The organism is Hymenobacter gelipurpurascens (genome assembly GCF_900187375.1).
In the GTDB taxonomy this organism is placed as follows: domain Bacteria; phylum Bacteroidota; class Bacteroidia; order Cytophagales; family Hymenobacteraceae; genus Hymenobacter; species Hymenobacter gelipurpurascens.
The window spans coordinates 1,060,806-1,078,096 of sequence record NZ_FYEW01000001.1; the positions used below are offsets into that span (position 1 = coordinate 1,060,806).

Sequence of the window (17,291 nt, forward strand, 5' to 3'; positions counted from 1 at the left end):
AGACATTGTCCTATATTCCCAACTCTCAAATCAGTTAGTATATCCTATTAATAGTGATGCGGCATTAAGGAAACGGAAGGCGTAGGCCAGTCAAGAAAAAGTCTTTCTAGTAGCTTAGGGGTTGCGCCTTGTGCTCTTGTCTGACTTTCCGTTATGTGCTCCACCCAAATACCTCTAGGCCACTTCCGTTTTATCATTCTCCTGTTGGTGCTTCTGAAGTTGGCACAGCCCGCTTCGGCACAGCAGCCTGCCATAGCCCGAGACACTTCCTTCACGACTTATAGCGCCTATACCAAGGCCAAAAAGCAGAACCCAGCTATCAGTATTGCGCGGCCGCCGGTTCCGCGCAGGGTCAGGAGCAAAAACGACCTTGTTTACTGCACCCGCGGTGCGCACGGCCTGATGCTGGATGTGTTTTACCCCAAAGCAAAGCGCAAGCAGCGCCTGCCAGCGGTGTTGCTGGTGCACGGCGGCGGGTGGCGTTCCGGCGACCGAAGTCAGCACGTACCAATGGCCCAGCAGCTGGCCGCGCAAGGCTTCGTGGCCGTTACAGCAGAGTACCGACTTTCTACGGAGGCACAATACCCAGCAGCCGTGCTAGACCTAAAGGCGGCCATCCGGTGGATGCGGGCCAATGCCAGCGCTTATGCCATCGACACGACGCGTATTGCCGTCTGGGGATTTTCGGCAGGTGGGCAACTCGCGGCGCTGGTGGGCACAACTAATGGCGGCCCGCTTTTCGAGGATAATCAGTGCTACCCCACCCATAGCAGCAGCGTACAGGCCATTGTGGATGTGGATGGCATTCTGGCCTTTCTGCATCCGGAGTCAGGCGAGGGAGATGATAGCAAGAACACCTCGGCCGCTACGTACTGGTTTGGGAGCGCCAAAACCGTGCATCCGGAGTTGTGGCAACAGGCGTCGGCCTTAACATATGTAGGCCCCCAAACGCCCCCTACTCTGTTCATCAACAGCAGTGTAGCGCGTATGCACGCTGGCCGCGACGACATGGCCCGCGAACTGAGCAAGCTCGGCGTCTATTATGAAGTACAGCAGTTTTCGGATGCTCCACATCCGTTTCCGCTGTTTAACCCGTGGTTTGAGCCCACGCTGGACTACACGGTTAAGTTTTTGCGCAAGGTCTTCGGCCCCAACTGAACTACTTGAAAGTAAACCTGCCCGCTTAGCGCGGCATGCCAGCAAACCGATGCACTGCTAGGCCACTCCCTTGCTCATTCCCGATTACAAAATTAACTTCTGGCAATAGCTAAAATTAAAATAAATCCCTACTCATCAAATACATAGACTACATTCCCTACCCTAGGCAACTAGCCAGCTAAGCCAAGTGGTATGTTTGTTGCTTTTGGGAGAAAGGTGCATTTTTCCTTCTCCCTTATGCTCTCAACCGAAGCTTCTTTTCGTTCTGCTTTAAACAGGGGCCAACTCAATACTGCCGCTATTTTACTTGCTCAACTCTTGGTGGAGTACTACGAGCAGCACAAGCACCTGGGGCTGGCACAGGAGGTATATCTGCAACGACAGTGCGAGCAGCTGCTGGCCCAGCGCACCGACTGGAGTGCCGATGCCCTGTTGCAGGCAGCACAGCAATACGTGCCCGCCTAAGCCCTATTTTGTGAGCAATGAGGTTAGTACCCCTCTCGCCTTATAACAGCTCTCACATTTTGTGAGGTACCCTAGTTGCCCCGGTCAGCAGATCGGGGCTTTTTTATGTGCCTCCCAGCAGCTACTACCGGCTGCTTTGCCCACTCTACAGTTCTTACCTGAGCCCTAACCAATGCGTATATTTTCATCCTGCGGCAGCTACAGCCTTGTATGTAGCGGGCTGTGGCTTAGCTCGGTACAGGCTGTAGCGGACGGGGCGAATGCCGGAAGCGGCCTAGAAATTTGAAGGTGGGTCGGCCATGGCTTCCGTTATTTCGTTCATCTCCCTAACTAGCCGTTTTGGGCTATCCGTTGGGCTGTATTACGCCGGCCATTTAGTAGTGAGAATGCAAAAGCTAACCTGTACCATGCTGGTCGATGATGATCAGACGACCAATTACCTCAACCGAAAGTTGCTGGAGCGTTTAGCCATTTCTGATAGAATACTGGTTGCCCACAACGGCCAAGAGGCGCTTGACATCCTCACGAACACCTGCCACCACGCCACGCCCAGCTGTCCGGTCCTGATCTTTCTGGACATCAAGATGCCGGTGATGAATGGGTTTGAGTTTATGGAAGCCTACCTGCAGCTTCCGCTGGCCCAGCAACACAGCATTATCATAGTGATTCTTACCACCTCGTTGCATCCAGTTGACATGCAGCGCATTTCGCAGTTACCCGTATCTGGTTTTCTGAGTAAGCCCCTTAGCCGGGAGCACATCGACTCAGTTCTGCAGGAGCATTTCGCGCGCCAGCTGCCCGCGTAATTACGCCAACTGCGTTTTCAACTGGCCTAGGTGGCAACCGTGCTTTTCAAGAGGAAGCCGAACTATTCAGGAAGCAAATAAATGATGCTTGCATAACAATTTCGTCACGCGTCCGTATTACCTTTGCATTCAATAAACTGATTTGCATCAACATACATTAATACCATGAAAAAGAGCGCTGCTGCTGTTTCCTCGCTACTCTTTCTAGGTGGCCTGGGATCTTTAAGCTACCTAGCCGCCCAAGTGCGCGACCTGAACCTGTTTTTTGACCTTCGCGACGAAGAAGAGCTGCATTTCTGCTAAGCCGTTTGCGCTTTGTTCTTATCAGCCCGGACCCTGCCCTCGGCAGGGTCCGTTGTTTTTATGCTAGGCCACTTCACTGATCTGGCCAGCCGGGCTTACGGGCTTTTGCGGGCGGGCAGTAGGAGTTTCCTGGATTTTGCCTCACTTTGGGCTGAATTTTCCGTACTGGGTAATAATCTAGCTTTCAGCCTCAGACTGTTAGCCGAAGCCCACAAAAAAACCGTATCCATTCGGGCCGGTTTTCGGTACTTCACGCCAACGGTGGCCTACAGTGGGCTCACCGGTTTTCCTTTTCACCCGCTGAAAATGAAGCAGATTGACAGGAATATTTTCTGACAACGGCTTCAGTAAGCAGCGCAATAGTAGTGATTTATGAATCTGACCAGCCTGAAAGAGCAGATCAGCTACATCATCGGGCGCGATATGGCCCGCAACTTCGCCCAACAAGGCCTCGACATTGATGTTGATACCTTTGCCCAGAGCATGAAAGAAGCCATGGGTGGTGAGCCAAGCCGTCTCAACCCCGAGCAGATGCAGGCCGCCATGCAGCAACTGCAGGAGCAGTTGGGTGGCGGCGAGGACCAAGATGAACCACAAGACTCTAATTCTATGAACAACAAAGCAGAAGGCGAAGCTTTCCTGGCCGAAAACAAGAGCAAGCAGGGCATCACTACACTGCCAAGTGGCCTACAGTACGAAGTCCTGACGGAAGGCACCGGCAAAAAGGCCGGCCCCAGTTCCTCAGTAACTACCCACTACCACGGCACGCTCATAAACGGTACGGTGTTCGACAGTTCCTACCAGCGCGGCCAGCCCGCTACCTTCGGTGTAAACCAGGTTATTGCTGGCTGGACAGAAGCCCTGCAGCTGATGCCCGAAGGCTCGAAGTGGCGCCTATACATCCCGTCGGACCTGGCCTACGGACGCCGTGGCGCCGGCCGCGACATCGGTCCCGACACCGCGTTGATTTTCGACGTGGAACTGCTGAAAGTTAACAACTAAGCACCCTTCGGTTGAAGGCCCCGCTGCCCCAGAGCTGCTGGCACCATGTACATGGTACCGGGCTTACTAGGCGGCGGGGCCTCTTTCGTTATGCCCGATACGCCTCCCCTCCTGCCAGATGCTGCTCCCGAGGAGCAACCTGGAAATGACATGCCTTCACTAAGCACGTTACCTGGCCTAGCGGGAACTGCCGCATCCTCTTCCATTCCGGAACTTGGGTTTCAGCTACTCCCCCCACCTGCCCCCGAAGTGTTTCCGCTGGTGCGCAGCGAAGACGGGCGGATGGCCCTGACCAACGAGGCGCTGGAAGTGGATGGACAAACTGTAGGGTGGCGCGAGCTGGAGGCCGTAGATGTGCAGCCGGTGCGCTGGCTGTTGTGGTTTCTGCTGGGCGGTTTTACGCTGGCCGGCTTTATGCTCGCGTTTCTGCAAAACTGGCTCCGCACCATTCCTGCGGCGGCGGGTATGGCGGCCGGGGCGCTTCTGCTGGCCTTTGGAGCCCGCGGCTCCAACCGCTGGCGCCTGCATCGGCCGGGCCGCGAGGTGGCCTACTTTGCTCTGCCTGGCGCGGCCCGCAGCTGGCAGCAGCTAGCCGCCGAGGCCAACCGCCGCATCCGGCAGCGCCACGATGAGGCCGCCGCCAGTACTACCTATTGGATGCAGCGGGCTACCTGGCCTCCGGCGGCTCCTGGTTCGCTACCCACCACTGAGGATGGCTTCTAGGCCACTTCTCTTCACTTGCCGGTAGTTCTGCTGTTGTAGCGCAGGCTCCTTAAGCGACAACAACTACCTTTGGCGCCGCTTTACCACACGCTATTTCCTTTTCACTCCTCTCATGGACGCAAAACATCAGCTAGACGCCAAACACCCGCATACTGCGGTGTCAACGGCCGGCTTGCTTATTGCCCTCGGTATTATCTACGGGGATATTGGAACGTCGCCCCTGTACGTGATGAAATCCATCATTCAGTCGCAGTCGGTGAACCCTGGGCAGATTGATCCGCATCTGGTGTACGGCGGTATTTCCTGCGTTTTCTGGACGCTCACGCTCCAGACCACCATCAAGTACGTTCTGCTCACGCTCAATGCCGATAACAACGGGGAAGGCGGCATTTTCTCGCTTTATGCTCTGGTGCGGCGGCGGGCGGCTTGGCTAACCATTCCGGCCATTATTGGGGGCTCGGCGCTGCTGGCCGATGGGGTCATCACGCCTCCTATTTCGGTTTCCTCTGCTATCGAGGGCCTGGAAGCGGTGTACCCGCATATCCCGACTGTGCCAATTGTCATTGGCATTCTGATGGCTTTATTCCTGCTGCAGAGCTTTGGAACCCAGATTGTAGGCAAGGCCTTCGGACCGATTATGATGGTCTGGTTTTCGATGCTGGGCGTCCTGGGCGGTTCCTGGATTGCCCAACACCCCCAAATTCTGAAGGCCCTCAATCCCTACTATGCCTACGATCTGCTGGTGAACTACCCCGGTGGTTTCTGGCTGTTGGGCGCTGTGTTCCTGTGCACCACCGGGGCCGAGGCATTGTATTCCGACCTAGGCCACTGCGGCAAAGGCAACATCCGCATCAGCTGGATCTTTGTAAAAACCGCGTTGGTCCTCAACTACATGGGCCAGGGCGCCTGGCTGATTACCCACCAGGGCGAAATGCTCAAAGGCCGCAACCCGTTCTATGAGCTGATGCCGGAATGGTTTCTGCTCATTGGTATCGGTATTGCCACCATTGCGGCCATCATTGCCTCGCAGGCCCTCATCACGGGCTCGTTTACGCTGGTGGCTGAGGCTATCCGCCTGAATATGTGGCCCAAAGTGAAGCTCAACTACCCCACCGATGTGAAAGGTCAGCTCTATGTGCCCAGCATGAACCGGCTGCTGCTCATCGGCTGTATTGGCGTGGTGCTGTACTTCCAGCGCTCCGAAAACATGGAAGCGGCCTACGGTCTGGCCATCACGCTTACTATGCTCATGACCACGCTGCTCCTGACTATGTGGCTGCGCTCGAAGAAAGTACCGATGGCAGCTATTGTGCTGTTTGTGCTGGTGTATGGTGCTATTGAGGGCTCTTTCCTGATTGCCAACCTCATCAAGTTCCCGCACGGAGGCTGGGTGTCCCTGGCTATTGGGGCAGCGCTTATGGCCGTGATGTACGTGTGGCTGCGGGCTTACTACATCAAGCGCCGCCTCACGGAATTTGTGAAGATTGAGCCCTACATGGATGCGCTCAAGCAGCTCTCTGACGACGAAACGGTTTCCAAGTATGCCACGCACCTCGTGTTCATGAGCTCTGCTGAACGCGCCACGGAAATAGAATCGAAAATCATCTACTCCATATTCCAGAAGCGCCCGAAGCGCGCCGATATCTACTGGTTTGTGCACGTAGACACCACCGACGAGCCGTATACCATGGAATACAAGGTAACGGAGCTGGCCCCCGACGATGCCTTCCGCATCACGTTCCGGCTGGGTTTCCGGGTGGAGCAGCGCATCAACCTGTACTTCCGCAAAGTGGTGGAAGACCTGGTGCGCAACAAAGAGGTAGATATCACCTCCCGCTACGAATCCTTGAGCAAGCAGCACGTAACCGGTGACTTCCGCTTTGTAGTGCTGGAAAAATTCCTGTCGGTTGAAAACGAATTTCCGCTCATTGAGAAGCTCGTTATGCAGGCATACTTCTACATCAAGCAGTTCATTGCGTCGGAAGACAAGTACTTCGGCTTGGATACCAGCTCGGTGAAAGTAGAAAAGGTGCCGCTGGTTATTACCCCCGTCCGCGACGTTGCGCTGAAGCGTATCAGCTAACCTCGCCAACCTCCGGAAATACCCGGAATGTCAGCTTTTCAGTAAACGCCCTGCTACCTAGTAGCAGGGCGTTTTTATGTACCAATGCCTCTGGTTGGCCCTGAGCCGAGCCCGGTTGGCGCCACATCGGTAGCACCAGCAGCAGCTTGGGTTGGGGCCGCATAGAGGTGGCCGACATTACGAAGGGTCTTCTGCTGTAGGCCACTTCGGCAACCAACAAAAAGGCCCTGTGCAGTACTGCACAGGGCCTTTTTGTTGGTTGATTAGTCCGAAGGAATTAACGCACGGGCAACCATTTATTGAATACGGTTTGCTGCTCCGCAGTAGGGCTGGTTTGTCGCTCAATGCGGTAGCGGCTTGCGGGGTTTGCCAGCAGTGGCAAAGCAATTTCCTTAGTTTGGCCGTCGCGGGAAACCAGCAGTTTCACGGTGGAGCCCACGGCGCGGTTTGCCAGCAGCTTATTGGGGTCGTCGTTTACCCGCACGTCGTCAATGGCCAGAATTTCGTCGCCTACACTAAGGCCGCCTTGCCAGGCACTTCCGTTGCGCGCCACGCTCGATACGGTTTGCTTACCACCTGCCGAGCTAACGGTGGCGCCCAGCGCCACATCGGTAGCAGGTGCGGGCGTCACGTTCAGCTTCAGGCCGGCATACCCCAGAGCGGTTTCGTAGGGCAGCGTTTCGGTGCCATATACATAGCGACGGAAGAAATCATCGAAGCGGCGGCCGGCTACTTTGGCCACGGCATCCTGATATTCCTCATCCGTAAAGCCCCGGCCCAGCTTTTTGTAATACTGGTCGTAGAGGTAGCGCATCACATCATCGAGGTGCTTCTGGCCTTTGGTTACCTGAATGATCATCAGGTCCAATACTGCTCCAATTACTTCGCCTTTATCATAATAGCTGATGCCGGTATTCGAAGAGTTTTCGTTGGGACGGTAGTACTTGATCCAGGCATCGTAGCTCGACTCGGCGGCCGACTGCTGCTTATTACCGGGTGTGTTTTCTACGCGGTTGATGCCGTTGCTCAGGTCGCCGAGGTACTCATCGGGTGACAGGAAGCCGGCGCGCTGCGTAATCAGGTTGGAGAAATATTCGGTGCCGCCTTCGCTAACCCACAGCATGTGCGTGTAGTTCTCGTTGTCATAGTCAAACGGACCCAGCGCAATCGGGCGGATACGCTTCACGTTCCAGAGGTGGAAATACTCGTGCGCCACTAGGCCCAGGAAGCCCTTCCAGCCCGCCTCCGATGAATACGCATTGCGCGACACCGACAGCGTAGTGGAGAACAGGTGCTCTAGGCCACCCGTACCCCGGTCAATATTGTGCACAATGAAGGTGTAACGGTCCAGGGGATTCTGGCCCACCACGCGCTGGGCTTCCTCGCATACGCGCTGCATGTCGCGCGTGAGGCGGGTTTCATCTACTTTCGGGTCGCCGAACATGGCCACGGTATGCGGCGTGCCATAGGCCGTGAAGGTGTAAATTTTCTGATTGCCGATTTCGATGGGAGAATCGGCCAGCTCGTCATAATTGGAGGAGGTGAACGTGAACGTGCCACCGGCCGGTTTCAGGCTAGTGCTCACCTGCGTCCAGCCCTGGGCGGGTTTCACTTCCAGGGTGCTGGCCAGCTGCTTGGCATCGGCCGGGTACATGAACACGCTGCTGCCGTTGAGGTAGCCGTGGGCCGCATCAATAAAGCTGGTGCGCACACTTAGCTCGAAGGCATACACGCGGTAGTTTACCTTGAAGTCCTTGCCTTTGGCGTGGTACACACGCCAGGTGTTCTTGCTCACCTTTTCGGTGCGCAGCTTTTCGCTGCCTGCAGAAGCCTGGAAGCCCTCTACGTTTTTGGCAAACTCCCGAACCAGGTAAGAGCCGGGCGCCCACACGGGCATTTTCAGGTCGGTATAGGCTTTGCTGAAACCACCGAGCGTCATTTCCACCTCAAAGTAGTGGGTTTGCGGCGCTGGCATCGATAAGGTGTAGCGCAACGAGGGCGAAGCCGCTGCCGCCGGGGTGTACTGGCTCAGCAGCAACACCAGCGCCGCCGCCAGCAGGAGGCGGATACGGGAATGAAGCATGTTTCTGGGAAAGATTGAAGGATGGAGAAACGGATGACTGGCCTAGAATACCACGGCCGGGCCGCCAAAGAACGGGGAAAACAGCCGGAGGCTGCAAGCCTAGCCCGAAATTTGCGCCGCCTTACGTACCCCTGGCCTAGGCCAGGAGCGGAACCTCAACCGTGCCCCGCCCGTTACGGAAGCAAATCCTGGCTCCTGCCACCCCTAACTTATGCGTTACGTCTGGTTTGTATTTCTGACTTTGGCGACGCTGCTTCTCGGCCGTTTAGCGTGGGTAAGCCTGCATTCGGCTCCAACTTCCCTCGCCGCCACTAGCACCGCGCCACCCGTTGCGGCCAAGCAGGTGGCCTACGTAGTCACGAAGCGCCCCCTAGCCCGCGCCGATAGCGTGGTAGCGTTTGCCATGCGCCAGCTGGGCACCAACTACTGCTACGCCGGCAGCACTCCCGAAACGGGTTTCGACTGTTCGGGCTTCGTGAACTACGTGTTTGCCCGCTACAAAATCCCGGTACCTCACTCCACTGCCCTGCTCATCAGTATTGGCCAGGCGGTGCCGCGTACGGAGGCCCGGCGCGGCGATATAGTCGTGTTCACGGGTACCGCCACTACTTCTACCACCCCAGGCCACGCGGGCATCGTTATTTCCAACCCCGGCGAGCCTCTGAAGTTTGTGCACTCCTCCTCGGCCCGCCGCGAGTCGGGCGTCAAAGTCAGTCAGGTAGAAGGCACCGATTATGAGCGCCGCTTTATGCAAGTGCGCCGCGTGCTCTAAGCAGTGACATGGTGAATTTGCCGTTCGACTAGCCTAGCGGTTCTGTCATTGCGAGCGGAGCGAAGTAATCTTTCCTTCCAGTTGCCCTAACTCCTGGCCTATCTCCGACGCGGAAGTAAGGGCTTTTGCATTGGTCAACGGCTCGTGCAACGGCAAAGGAAAGATTGCTTCGTCCTTTGTCCTCGCAATGACACTTTCTAGGCCACTCTCCACTTCCTAATTTTTATAAAAAAGCGATGCCCGGACCGCCTATGCAGAACCTCTGGGAGGCTGCTGGGCGAACCGGGCATCTAATCCTTCAAATCTTACCAAGCGATGAGTCTGGGGTACAGCCCCATCATCCACTTAAGTTGTAAGACCTTGCCAGAATGCGGGAACATCTCAAATAGGAGCGAGTTCCGCGCGAAAGCTGTTGTTAAGCGCGTCCGGCGGTGAAGCGGACTACATTCGACAGGCTTGGCAGGATTTGTTTGGGACTACTAGACATTTTGTACCTCCTTTCTTTAGATCCGACATAACCCGGGCTTCGCTTCCCAGCACCTTAGGGCCGCTAGGCGGGGGCTGTAGCACTCGCTACAGTTAGTAAAGTTAAAAGCCCACCGGATGGTTCAAAATAAAAACCCCATTATTTAAGGCCTCAGCCTTGCTTTCCCCTCATATAGCTGATCATCAGCTGGTTTAATTTATCCTAGCGAGTATAAATTATTCATTCTGGTCTCTGGCCTCAAACTTGCCTTTACGGGTACCCAGAAACACTGCCGAGCTTAAGCTGGTACTTAGCTGTTTTTGTTCTATCTTTTTCCCGCAAACCCAATACTCTTTCCCACTCTCATGAAAAAAATTCTGTTCTTCTGTCTCACCCTGTTGCTAGGTGTTGTCGGAGCGGCTTCCGCTCAAAGCCTTTCGCCCTTGGGCGTTTGGACTGACGGCGAAAAAAAGGCTCAGTTTGAAATCTACCAGTGTGGCAACAAGCTGTGCGGCAAAATCATCAGCCTCACCGAGCCCAACGACCCTAAAACGGGCAAACCCAAGCTGGATGCGCAAAACCCCGACCCCAAAGTGCGCAACCGTCCGTTGGTAGGCCTGGTTTTCATGCGCAACTTTGAATATGACGAAGACAACAAGTGGGATGATGGCAAAATCTACAAGCCCCAGAACGGCAAAACCTACTCCTGCTACATCAAAATGCTGAAGCAGAACACCATGGAGGTAAAAGGCTATATCGGCTTCTCCCTGATTGGTGAGTCGCAGATCTGGACCCGCATCAAGTAGCCCCCGGCAGCCATCACGCAGTTTCAGGCGACGCTTCTATTCAGAAGCGTCGCTTTTTTTGTTTCTTACTCTCGGCTACCACGATGTACGTGGGGTGGCGCACCTCCTGACCCATGCGTATGACGATGGCAAAGACCTGGATTTTCGGCACGCTCAGCGCGCTCCTTAGCATGAAGGCTCCACAAGCTGGTCTAGGCCAGTCGGTGACGCCCGTGGGAGTTTGGGTGGACGATGCCGGCGATTCGCGCGTGGAAATCTATTCCTGCGGCCCCCAGGAGCTCTGCGGCAAGCTCGTATGGTTGCGCCCGGCGGGAGACAGCACAGCCACCACTCCCGTGCTGGATACGCGCAATCCAGATTCCTCCAAACGCAAGCAGCCCCTGCTAAACAAGCGTATTCTGCAGGGCTTGCTCTATGATGCCGACGATGACCGCTGGGAAGACGGCGAAATCTACGACCCGCGCAATGGCCGTACCTACTCCTGCTACCTGCGCGTGCTCAGCAAAAACCGGCTCGAAGTGAAAGGCTATATCGGCTTCTCGTTCATTGGCCGCTCCCACTACTGGACGAGGGTGCACTAGGCCACTTCCCTAGCCCGCTTTACAGGATTTCCTTGATCTGGTACGACTTGCCGCGAAACGTAAACGTGTCGCCGGGGTGCGACTGGGCCATAGCCTGGTACAGCGGCGAGAAAGCCGACAGCGCAAAATACGGCTGCCCGTCTACCTCAATTTCGCCAAGGCTAAGCGACACATAAAACCGCTGCGAGTCGGTGATGACAACCGAGCCCAGACCGGGCTGGTTATTGAGTGGGCGCGCTTCCGACACTTTGCGCAGCACCTGTAGGCCAGTCAGGGCCTCATCCAGCTGGCGCGCAAACAGGTCGCGCTGGCGGTGGCATACCTCCCGAAACGATTCCGTGGCTTCCTCCGCCGACTCCGTGTCCTGGGCGCTTTCCTGCACCTCCAGCATGGCCTGGCGGGCATTATCTACTTTTTCCTGCTGAATGCGGCGGCACTCAGCCATTAGCTGTTGTTTTAGAGTAGTGGTAGTCGTTGACATGATGCGAACAGTGACAAGAACTAGCGATAGTGGGACCACAAAAGACCCGATTTTTCAGGCAAAGGCTGCAGTATGCTAAGAAACTATTTACCCCGCCTTATGTTACTCCTGAAACTCCCCTGCTCTTGCTACCTTTCCTGAAACACCTTTTTTCTGCTTCTACTTCCGCTCCATCTGCTGAGTGGCAGCCTCTGCGGCGCAGTGCCGCCGAAGAGCGCATTCGGCAGCAATGGATTGAAGACCAGGTGTATCTGAACTGGATGGGTCCGTTTTACAAAGCCTACCATTACCAGAAGGCAGGCCTACCCAACCCACAATTTCGGGTGCAGCTCCTACGCGAAGACGGCCGCCAGGGTGCGTTGTTTTTCTACGACCCCAGCATTGGCCCCGGCAACTTCCGCCACCTGCTGGATTTCATCCGCGACCGGGTGCTGGCGCTAGGCTATAACCTGGCCACTTCCGATCAGCGCAGTCTACAGCACCCCACCTACACTGAAACCACCTACAAGCACTTCCTGAAGCCCCAGCCCCGCGACTGCACCGAAACCGGCCGCTGCAACCAGCGCTTCGGCAATATCATGGTAGACTTGGTGAGCATCAATGGACAGCCCGGTTTCCTACGCCTGTTCAGTAACCCCTACGACAACGACATTTTCACGCCGGCGCAGACATTTGATGAGATGCTGGAGGCCATTTTCGACATGCCTTCGGCCCCACCAGCGGTGCAGAAGCTCATCAAGAAATATGCCCGCAAATAAGCCTTTTTCTAGAGTGGCCTAGAACATCAACGGCGCGCTTCCTGCAGTGAGGAAGCGCGCCGTTGATGTTCTAGGCCACTCTGCTACTCAGCGGCCCGCACAAATCGAGCGTGGGATACCGTGCCGTCGGGACTAATGAGGCGCAGGTGGTAAAGACCGGGGGCCAGTGTACGGGTATCGACCGTAGGAGCGGCACCCGCCACCGATTGCCGCAGCACCACGCGACCCGTAGCATCCAGCACCTCCGCCTGGGCCCGCACCGACGAAAAATCAGTCAGCTTCAGCTCATTTCGGCAAGGGTTCGGGAAGACGCTCAAGGTGCTGGCCATCTTCGCCGAGCGGCTGGACAATACCAAGCCATTATCGCGGGTGATGGGGCCCAGGTTCTTAAGGATCCATTGTGCTGGATCAACCGAAATGGACTGCACTACCCGAGTATCCGAGAGAGCCATGGCGGTTGTGGGCTGGTCTTGCCGAAAGCGTACAATGCGCGACGTTCCATCGGTAAACTGCAGCTGTACGTCAATATCCGTTTTGAAGAAGGAAGTAATGGTGGGCATAGAGGCGGTCTGGGTGGATTGCAGATACACCTTTTGGCCCACCTGGTTCCAACGCAGCGCAAAGGTGGGGTAGCCCTGGCCCCGGAACCATTGATCAAAGAAATACTGCAACGGCTCCCCGGCTTCGGCCTCGAAAATGCGCTGCAAGTCGCGGGTACGGGCGGTACGGCCGGCGTACGTGGTCTGATAGGTGCGCAGCGCCCGGAAGAATTTCTCATCATCCTGGAGCAGGTAGCGCAACATATGAATGATAGTGGCGGCCTTTTTATAGCTCAGGCGGGAGTCGAAAATCCGGTTGACGTTACTTGTATCCGATACAAACACGCTTCCTCCCGGCAACAACATGGCCGTATTCTGTGCCGTGTTCATCCATTGCCGCGCAGCATCTGCCGACGAGAACTGGCCGAGCGAGATATACTCGCCATAAGAAGCAAAGCCTTCATTAAGCCAGATATCTTCCCAGGCCCCGCAGGTTACGTTGTCGCCGAACCACTGGTGGAACAGCTCATGCGCCGTGAGGGTAAAGGTGAAACTACTTTGCGTGGTCATGGTCTGGTGCTCCATGCCACTGTTTGCACCGATGGGGGCCATGCTGTGCCCATACTTCTCGCTGGCAAATGGATACAGGCCTACGAGGCGGGAGTAGTTCTCCAGAAAACCTGGTGTGCGGTCTATTTCCGTGCGGTAAGCATTCAGGGCCGCCTGGTTATAAACGTAGTTGACAATCGGGATGCGGGGGCCGCCCACGGGATTGGCGTAGTTGATGTATTCTATGTAGGGCGCCACAGCCACCGAAATCAGGTAATAATCAATCGGATACCTGGATTTCCATTCGTAGCGAACTTTGCCGGCTGGCTGGGGCGAAACGCCCATCAACAAACCATTGGAGCCTACTTTGTTGGTGGCGGAGGTCGTCACCCATACTTCCGAGGAATCCGCTTTGTCGGTCAGCACCTGCTTGCAGGGCCACCATTCATACGCATTGTAGGGCTCCGACAGGCTCCAGGTGGTATTGACCTTAAAACCGCCATCAGCCACGGTGTTCAGGGCATTGCCTATGGCAGCGGAGTTGCTGTTAGGCGCGGTACCGCGGTAGTAAATGAGCGCATTGAAAAAGGTATTGGGAGCCACAGCCTGGGGCAAAGCAGCCGTAACGTCGCCGGCGGCACGGCGCAGTCCGGGGCTTTTGCGCCCATCTACCACAATGGAGTCGATGGTGTACGTAGGGTACAGCTCGAAAGCCAGCGAATCGAGGCCGGACGCCAGGGCCCGGGCTTTGATGCGCACGGCGCCACCCACGTTGCGGGAGGTATTTTCGAGGCTCAGATCGAGCTTGTAGAAACTCACATCGTAGAGCGCCATTTTCTGCCGGTGGTTGAGGCTGGCGTAGGCCACTTGGCTGGCGTTGCTAATGCGCGCCTGGGCGCAGCCATCTGCCGCCCCTTCTATATCAGCGGGGCGGGCCTGGTAGCTGGGCACCTGGGCCATAGCGGAGTGGCCTAGCAATAAACAGGCGCTCCAGAAAGAGTATAAAATACGACGCATATAGTAAGGACTAAGAAGTAGTGGGGCCGGCAAGGTACGCAGGCAGACAGCTGTCGTGGTACTGATGCTCAAACGTGGGCAAAGGTTGGTTGAGGAAGCAGAGCGGTTGAAAGCGGGGCAGCGCAATGCCCAATAAAAAACCGGCCCCGGAATCTTAGCGAAATCCGAGGCCGGTATAGTCTGCCATAAAGCACCAGAGGCTTAGTACAGAAACAGGAAAGCGGCAAACAGCACCACCCAAAGCACATCAATAAAATGCCAGTACACGGTTATCATGTGGAGTTGGAGACGGCGGTAGGGGTTTCGGATGAAGACCAAGGTCCGAACACCATCGCGGGCGGCGTGCATGGTGCGCAGCAGCAGCGCCAGCAGAAACAGCATACCGCCCAGAAGGTGTACCACGTGCAGCCCCGAAATCAGGTACACAAAAGTGCCGCTGGCCACGCCATCCACTAGTACACCCTGGGTGCGAAGTTCCCGCCACCCCAACACCTGCAGTCCTGCGAAAACACTGCTGAGCAGCAAAGTAGCAGCTAGGCACCGCACCAACGTCTGCACATCATCCTGCTGATACAAGCGCTTGGCCTGGCTGATGGTATAGCTGCTGATGAGCAATACGATGGTGCTCAAGGAAAAATAGCGCGGAAACGGATACAGGCCGATGGGAGCAGAATTGGAGTACCGCAACCGGGCGTAAGCCACTAGCAGCACTACAAAAAGCACCGTAACACCAATCAGGCCCAGGTAGAGCATCATCAGTAGAACCGGCATCCGTTCCATGCGCTGTAGCGCGGAAGCGGGCCGCCCGGCCCCAACCTTATCCTTGTGTTCTTTATCAGAATTCATCAGACGAAAAAATGGGCTGCGTAGAGGTTAATCAAACCAATCTAAAGCCCATTAGTTCCAGCCCACGAAGGTAGTGGAGGCAGTTGAGGGCCTACCAGCAAGATACGTAAAAACCTACGGAAGGCTACCTCATTTTTAGCGAGTTAGCCCCTGGCCTACCCCCGAAAGAAAGACCCGATTTTGCCCAGAACTGCATTCAACGAAATTTTGGCCGAACTTCCTGTACCGAACGTGACGTGCGTTTTGTTGGCCACGCGCATATCCAGCACCAGGCCCAGCCGCAACGCCAGGTCATTGAGCTGCTGCAGGGGGTCAGGGGCATTCGGGTCCTTCGGCTTTTTAGGCGCGTTGGGGTCTTTGGGAGGGCCGCTCGTGATTTTATCGAATACCCGCTGGCTGGGGAAGTTCACGATGAGGTAGGACCCGACACCTGCAATCTTGATGTCGTCGCCATCGAGGGTAATGACCAGCTGCGCGTCTATTTCCAGCCCCTTAGCCAAGGGAATTGGGCGTTGCAGGTGGCAAAGCATCCGACGAGGAAGGGTTTTCGCCGCGGGTCCGGATGCGCAGGGCCCCATTCAGGCGCCAGGTGGTAGGTGCGCCAGGATTCTGCGGGTTGGGCATTTGCAGCTCCATCTGGTCGAAATTCAGGGCCAGCTCTACGCCGCCCGAAAGCTTGGAGAGCAACGAGGCGGCCGTATCGGCCCAGGAGGAAGGTTGTTGGGTGGAATCAGGCATAAGGCAAAGGAGGTAAATGTGGTGCAATAAACAACGAAAAGGCTTCTGATGCCCGCTGGAAGTGGCCTAGGCCCCAGCCAATGGCGTCCCGTTGCACCAACGGCGGGCATCGAAGCAAGTTACATGAGCCCCCGAAATACACCCTTCTTCCAAGGCTGGCAAGTCATTTGCAGCTACCTTGATACTGTTCTGCTAGCGCCTGACACAAAATCAGATGTTCAGGACAAAATCCAAAGGCCAAAACCTGCGTATGCTGCCAGCAGGACCTACTTCCTACCCGTTGTTACGTATGACCCGACTTCCGCTCCTACTCCTCTTGGCCGGCACGCACATGGCTGCCTCGGCACTAACCCTGTCCGTCGCCTCAGCCCCCGATACAGCTCATCCGTTTGGGCTGCAGCACGGCATGGAAACTGTGTATCAGTTGCAGGATGCCAAGGGCAAAACGACGGGGTTCATCCGCAATCGAGTAGTGAAGCTGGACTCGGAGCAGAACAAAAAACAAACCATCACGACGGGCACGGCGCTGCTGAAAAGTGGCCGCTATGATGCCAAAAACAAGCTTCTTAACCTACAGGACCTCACGTTTCGGTGCCGCCAGGACACAAGCTTTACGGACGGAACCAGCGAGCTGAACCCCGACAAACTGGCCTCTTTCCGAGACCGGATTTTTGTGTATTCACCCACCCCTGTACCCTGGCCCAACCAAGCCACAGTTGGTACACAGCTGCCCTCAGGCGGCATAACGGTACAAGTAAGCAGCTCAGCGGTGGATATTGCGAAGGTATACGCCAAGGTGCAAAACCGCCGAGTGGTAGGTGGCCTAGCGCCCGTTACCACCCCGGCTGGCACCTTCCAGTGCTACAAAGTAGAAGCCGAGCTGGAAAGCGCTACTGTAGCCCGCGCCGACATGGTTATCCGCACCAAACAACGCGTAGTCGATTTCTACTCGCCGGCGGTAGGCCTCGTTAAAACCGAGGTGTATGATAAAAAGGGCAAGCTGGAGCAGGTACGCCTGCTCATGGCCCGTAATTCTGCTTCAGAGCAAACCGCGGCGCCGGAGAAATACAAAGAGAAAACCAAGGTCAAATAGTTGTAATTTGACACTTCCAATC

The 17,291-nt window shown here is 55.9% G+C and carries 18 protein-coding genes; 12 read left to right on the forward strand and 6 right to left on the reverse strand.

Features of this window, described 5'->3' with window-relative positions:
* Window positions 1-153 precede the first annotated feature (153 nt).
* The 7 genes from CFT68_RS04500 (at window position 154) to CFT68_RS04525 (ending at window position 6,540) form a co-directional block, all read left to right on the forward strand.
* Window positions 154-1,158, forward strand: a complete 1,005-nt coding sequence (locus CFT68_RS04500) for an alpha/beta hydrolase (protein WP_088842213.1) — start codon at window positions 154-156, stop codon at window positions 1,156-1,158.
* Between the two features lie 237 nt (window positions 1,159-1,395).
* Window positions 1,396-1,623, forward strand: a complete 228-nt coding sequence (locus tag CFT68_RS21465; RefSeq protein ID WP_141106443.1) for a hypothetical protein — start codon at window positions 1,396-1,398, stop codon at window positions 1,621-1,623.
* Between the two features lie 386 nt (window positions 1,624-2,009).
* The gene (locus CFT68_RS04505; protein WP_088842214.1) at window positions 2,010-2,429 is read left to right on the forward strand and encodes a response regulator; all 420 of its coding nucleotides are present in this window, start codon (window positions 2,010-2,012) and stop codon (window positions 2,427-2,429) included.
* A gap of 165 nt (window positions 2,430-2,594) precedes the next feature.
* Window positions 2,595-2,732, forward strand: a complete 138-nt coding sequence (locus CFT68_RS21770) for a hypothetical protein (RefSeq protein WP_170934694.1) — start codon at window positions 2,595-2,597, stop codon at window positions 2,730-2,732.
* Window positions 2,733-3,104: 372 nt separating this feature from the next.
* A complete protein-coding gene (locus CFT68_RS04515; RefSeq protein WP_088842216.1) occupies window positions 3,105-3,734 on the forward strand; it encodes an FKBP-type peptidyl-prolyl cis-trans isomerase in 630 nt (209 codons plus the stop codon).
* A 90-nt stretch (window positions 3,735-3,824) separates the two neighbouring features.
* Complete coding sequence (locus CFT68_RS04520) at window positions 3,825-4,457, forward strand: hypothetical protein (RefSeq protein WP_141106444.1); 633 nt, start codon at window positions 3,825-3,827, stop codon at window positions 4,455-4,457.
* A gap of 112 nt (window positions 4,458-4,569) precedes the next feature.
* Window positions 4,570-6,540 (forward strand): KUP/HAK/KT family potassium transporter, encoded by a 1,971-nt coding sequence (locus CFT68_RS04525; protein ID WP_088842218.1) that lies wholly within the window; start codon window positions 4,570-4,572, stop codon window positions 6,538-6,540.
* A gap of 277 nt (window positions 6,541-6,817) precedes the next feature.
* On the opposite strand, the gene CFT68_RS04535 is transcribed toward CFT68_RS04525, so the two are convergent.
* The gene (locus tag CFT68_RS04535) at window positions 6,818-8,623 is read right to left on the reverse strand and encodes a M61 family metallopeptidase (protein WP_245815274.1); all 1,806 of its coding nucleotides are present in this window, start codon (window positions 8,621-8,623) and stop codon (window positions 6,818-6,820) included.
* A 211-nt stretch (window positions 8,624-8,834) separates the two neighbouring features.
* Here CFT68_RS04535 and CFT68_RS04540 point away from each other — a divergent pair, with 211 nt between their 5' ends.
* From CFT68_RS04540 to CFT68_RS04550, 3 genes are all read left to right on the forward strand, one after another.
* Window positions 8,835-9,395: a C40 family peptidase gene (locus CFT68_RS04540; RefSeq protein WP_088842220.1), complete on the forward strand. Its 561-nt coding sequence runs from the start codon at window positions 8,835-8,837 to the stop codon at window positions 9,393-9,395.
* Window positions 9,396-10,226: 831 nt separating this feature from the next.
* Window positions 10,227-10,667 carry a DUF2147 domain-containing protein gene (locus CFT68_RS04545; RefSeq protein WP_088842221.1) on the forward strand — a complete coding sequence of 147 codons (441 nt, stop codon included), beginning with the start codon at window positions 10,227-10,229 and terminating at the stop codon, window positions 10,665-10,667.
* Window positions 10,668-10,837: 170 nt separating this feature from the next.
* Window positions 10,838-11,248, forward strand: a complete 411-nt coding sequence (locus CFT68_RS04550; RefSeq protein ID WP_245815275.1) for a DUF2147 domain-containing protein — start codon at window positions 10,838-10,840, stop codon at window positions 11,246-11,248.
* Between the two features lie 19 nt (window positions 11,249-11,267).
* Here CFT68_RS04550 and CFT68_RS04555 read toward each other — a convergent pair whose 3' ends face one another.
* The gene (locus CFT68_RS04555) at window positions 11,268-11,729 is read right to left on the reverse strand and encodes a hypothetical protein (protein WP_141106445.1); all 462 of its coding nucleotides are present in this window, start codon (window positions 11,727-11,729) and stop codon (window positions 11,268-11,270) included.
* Window positions 11,730-11,854: 125 nt separating this feature from the next.
* Between CFT68_RS04555 and CFT68_RS04560 the strand changes: the two genes are divergently transcribed.
* Window positions 11,855-12,487, forward strand: a complete 633-nt coding sequence (locus CFT68_RS04560) for a hypothetical protein (RefSeq protein ID WP_088842223.1) — start codon at window positions 11,855-11,857, stop codon at window positions 12,485-12,487.
* Between the two features lie 83 nt (window positions 12,488-12,570).
* On the opposite strand, the gene CFT68_RS04565 is transcribed toward CFT68_RS04560, so the two are convergent.
* The 4 genes from CFT68_RS04565 to CFT68_RS04580 form a co-directional block, all read right to left on the reverse strand.
* A complete protein-coding gene (locus CFT68_RS04565) occupies window positions 12,571-14,592 on the reverse strand; it encodes a M1 family aminopeptidase (protein ID WP_088842224.1) in 2,022 nt (673 codons plus the stop codon).
* Window positions 14,593-14,793: 201 nt separating this feature from the next.
* Entirely contained in the window at window positions 14,794-15,438 is a 645-nt protein-coding gene (locus CFT68_RS04570) for a cytochrome c oxidase subunit 3 (protein WP_088842225.1), read from the reverse strand.
* Window positions 15,439-15,593: 155 nt separating this feature from the next.
* Complete coding sequence (locus tag CFT68_RS04575; protein ID WP_088842226.1) at window positions 15,594-15,938, reverse strand: hypothetical protein; 345 nt, start codon at window positions 15,936-15,938, stop codon at window positions 15,594-15,596.
* The gene (locus tag CFT68_RS04580) at window positions 15,931-16,176 is read right to left on the reverse strand and encodes a hypothetical protein (protein ID WP_088842227.1); all 246 of its coding nucleotides are present in this window, start codon (window positions 16,174-16,176) and stop codon (window positions 15,931-15,933) included. Before CFT68_RS04580 ends, CFT68_RS04575 begins: the two co-directional genes overlap by 8 nt.
* Window positions 16,177-16,465: 289 nt before the next feature.
* Between CFT68_RS04580 and CFT68_RS04585 the strand changes: the two genes are divergently transcribed.
* On the forward strand, window positions 16,466-17,269 hold the full coding sequence (locus CFT68_RS04585) for a TapB family protein (RefSeq protein ID WP_141106446.1): 804 nt from the start codon (window positions 16,466-16,468) through the stop codon (window positions 17,267-17,269).
* Window positions 17,270-17,291 lie beyond the last annotated feature (22 nt).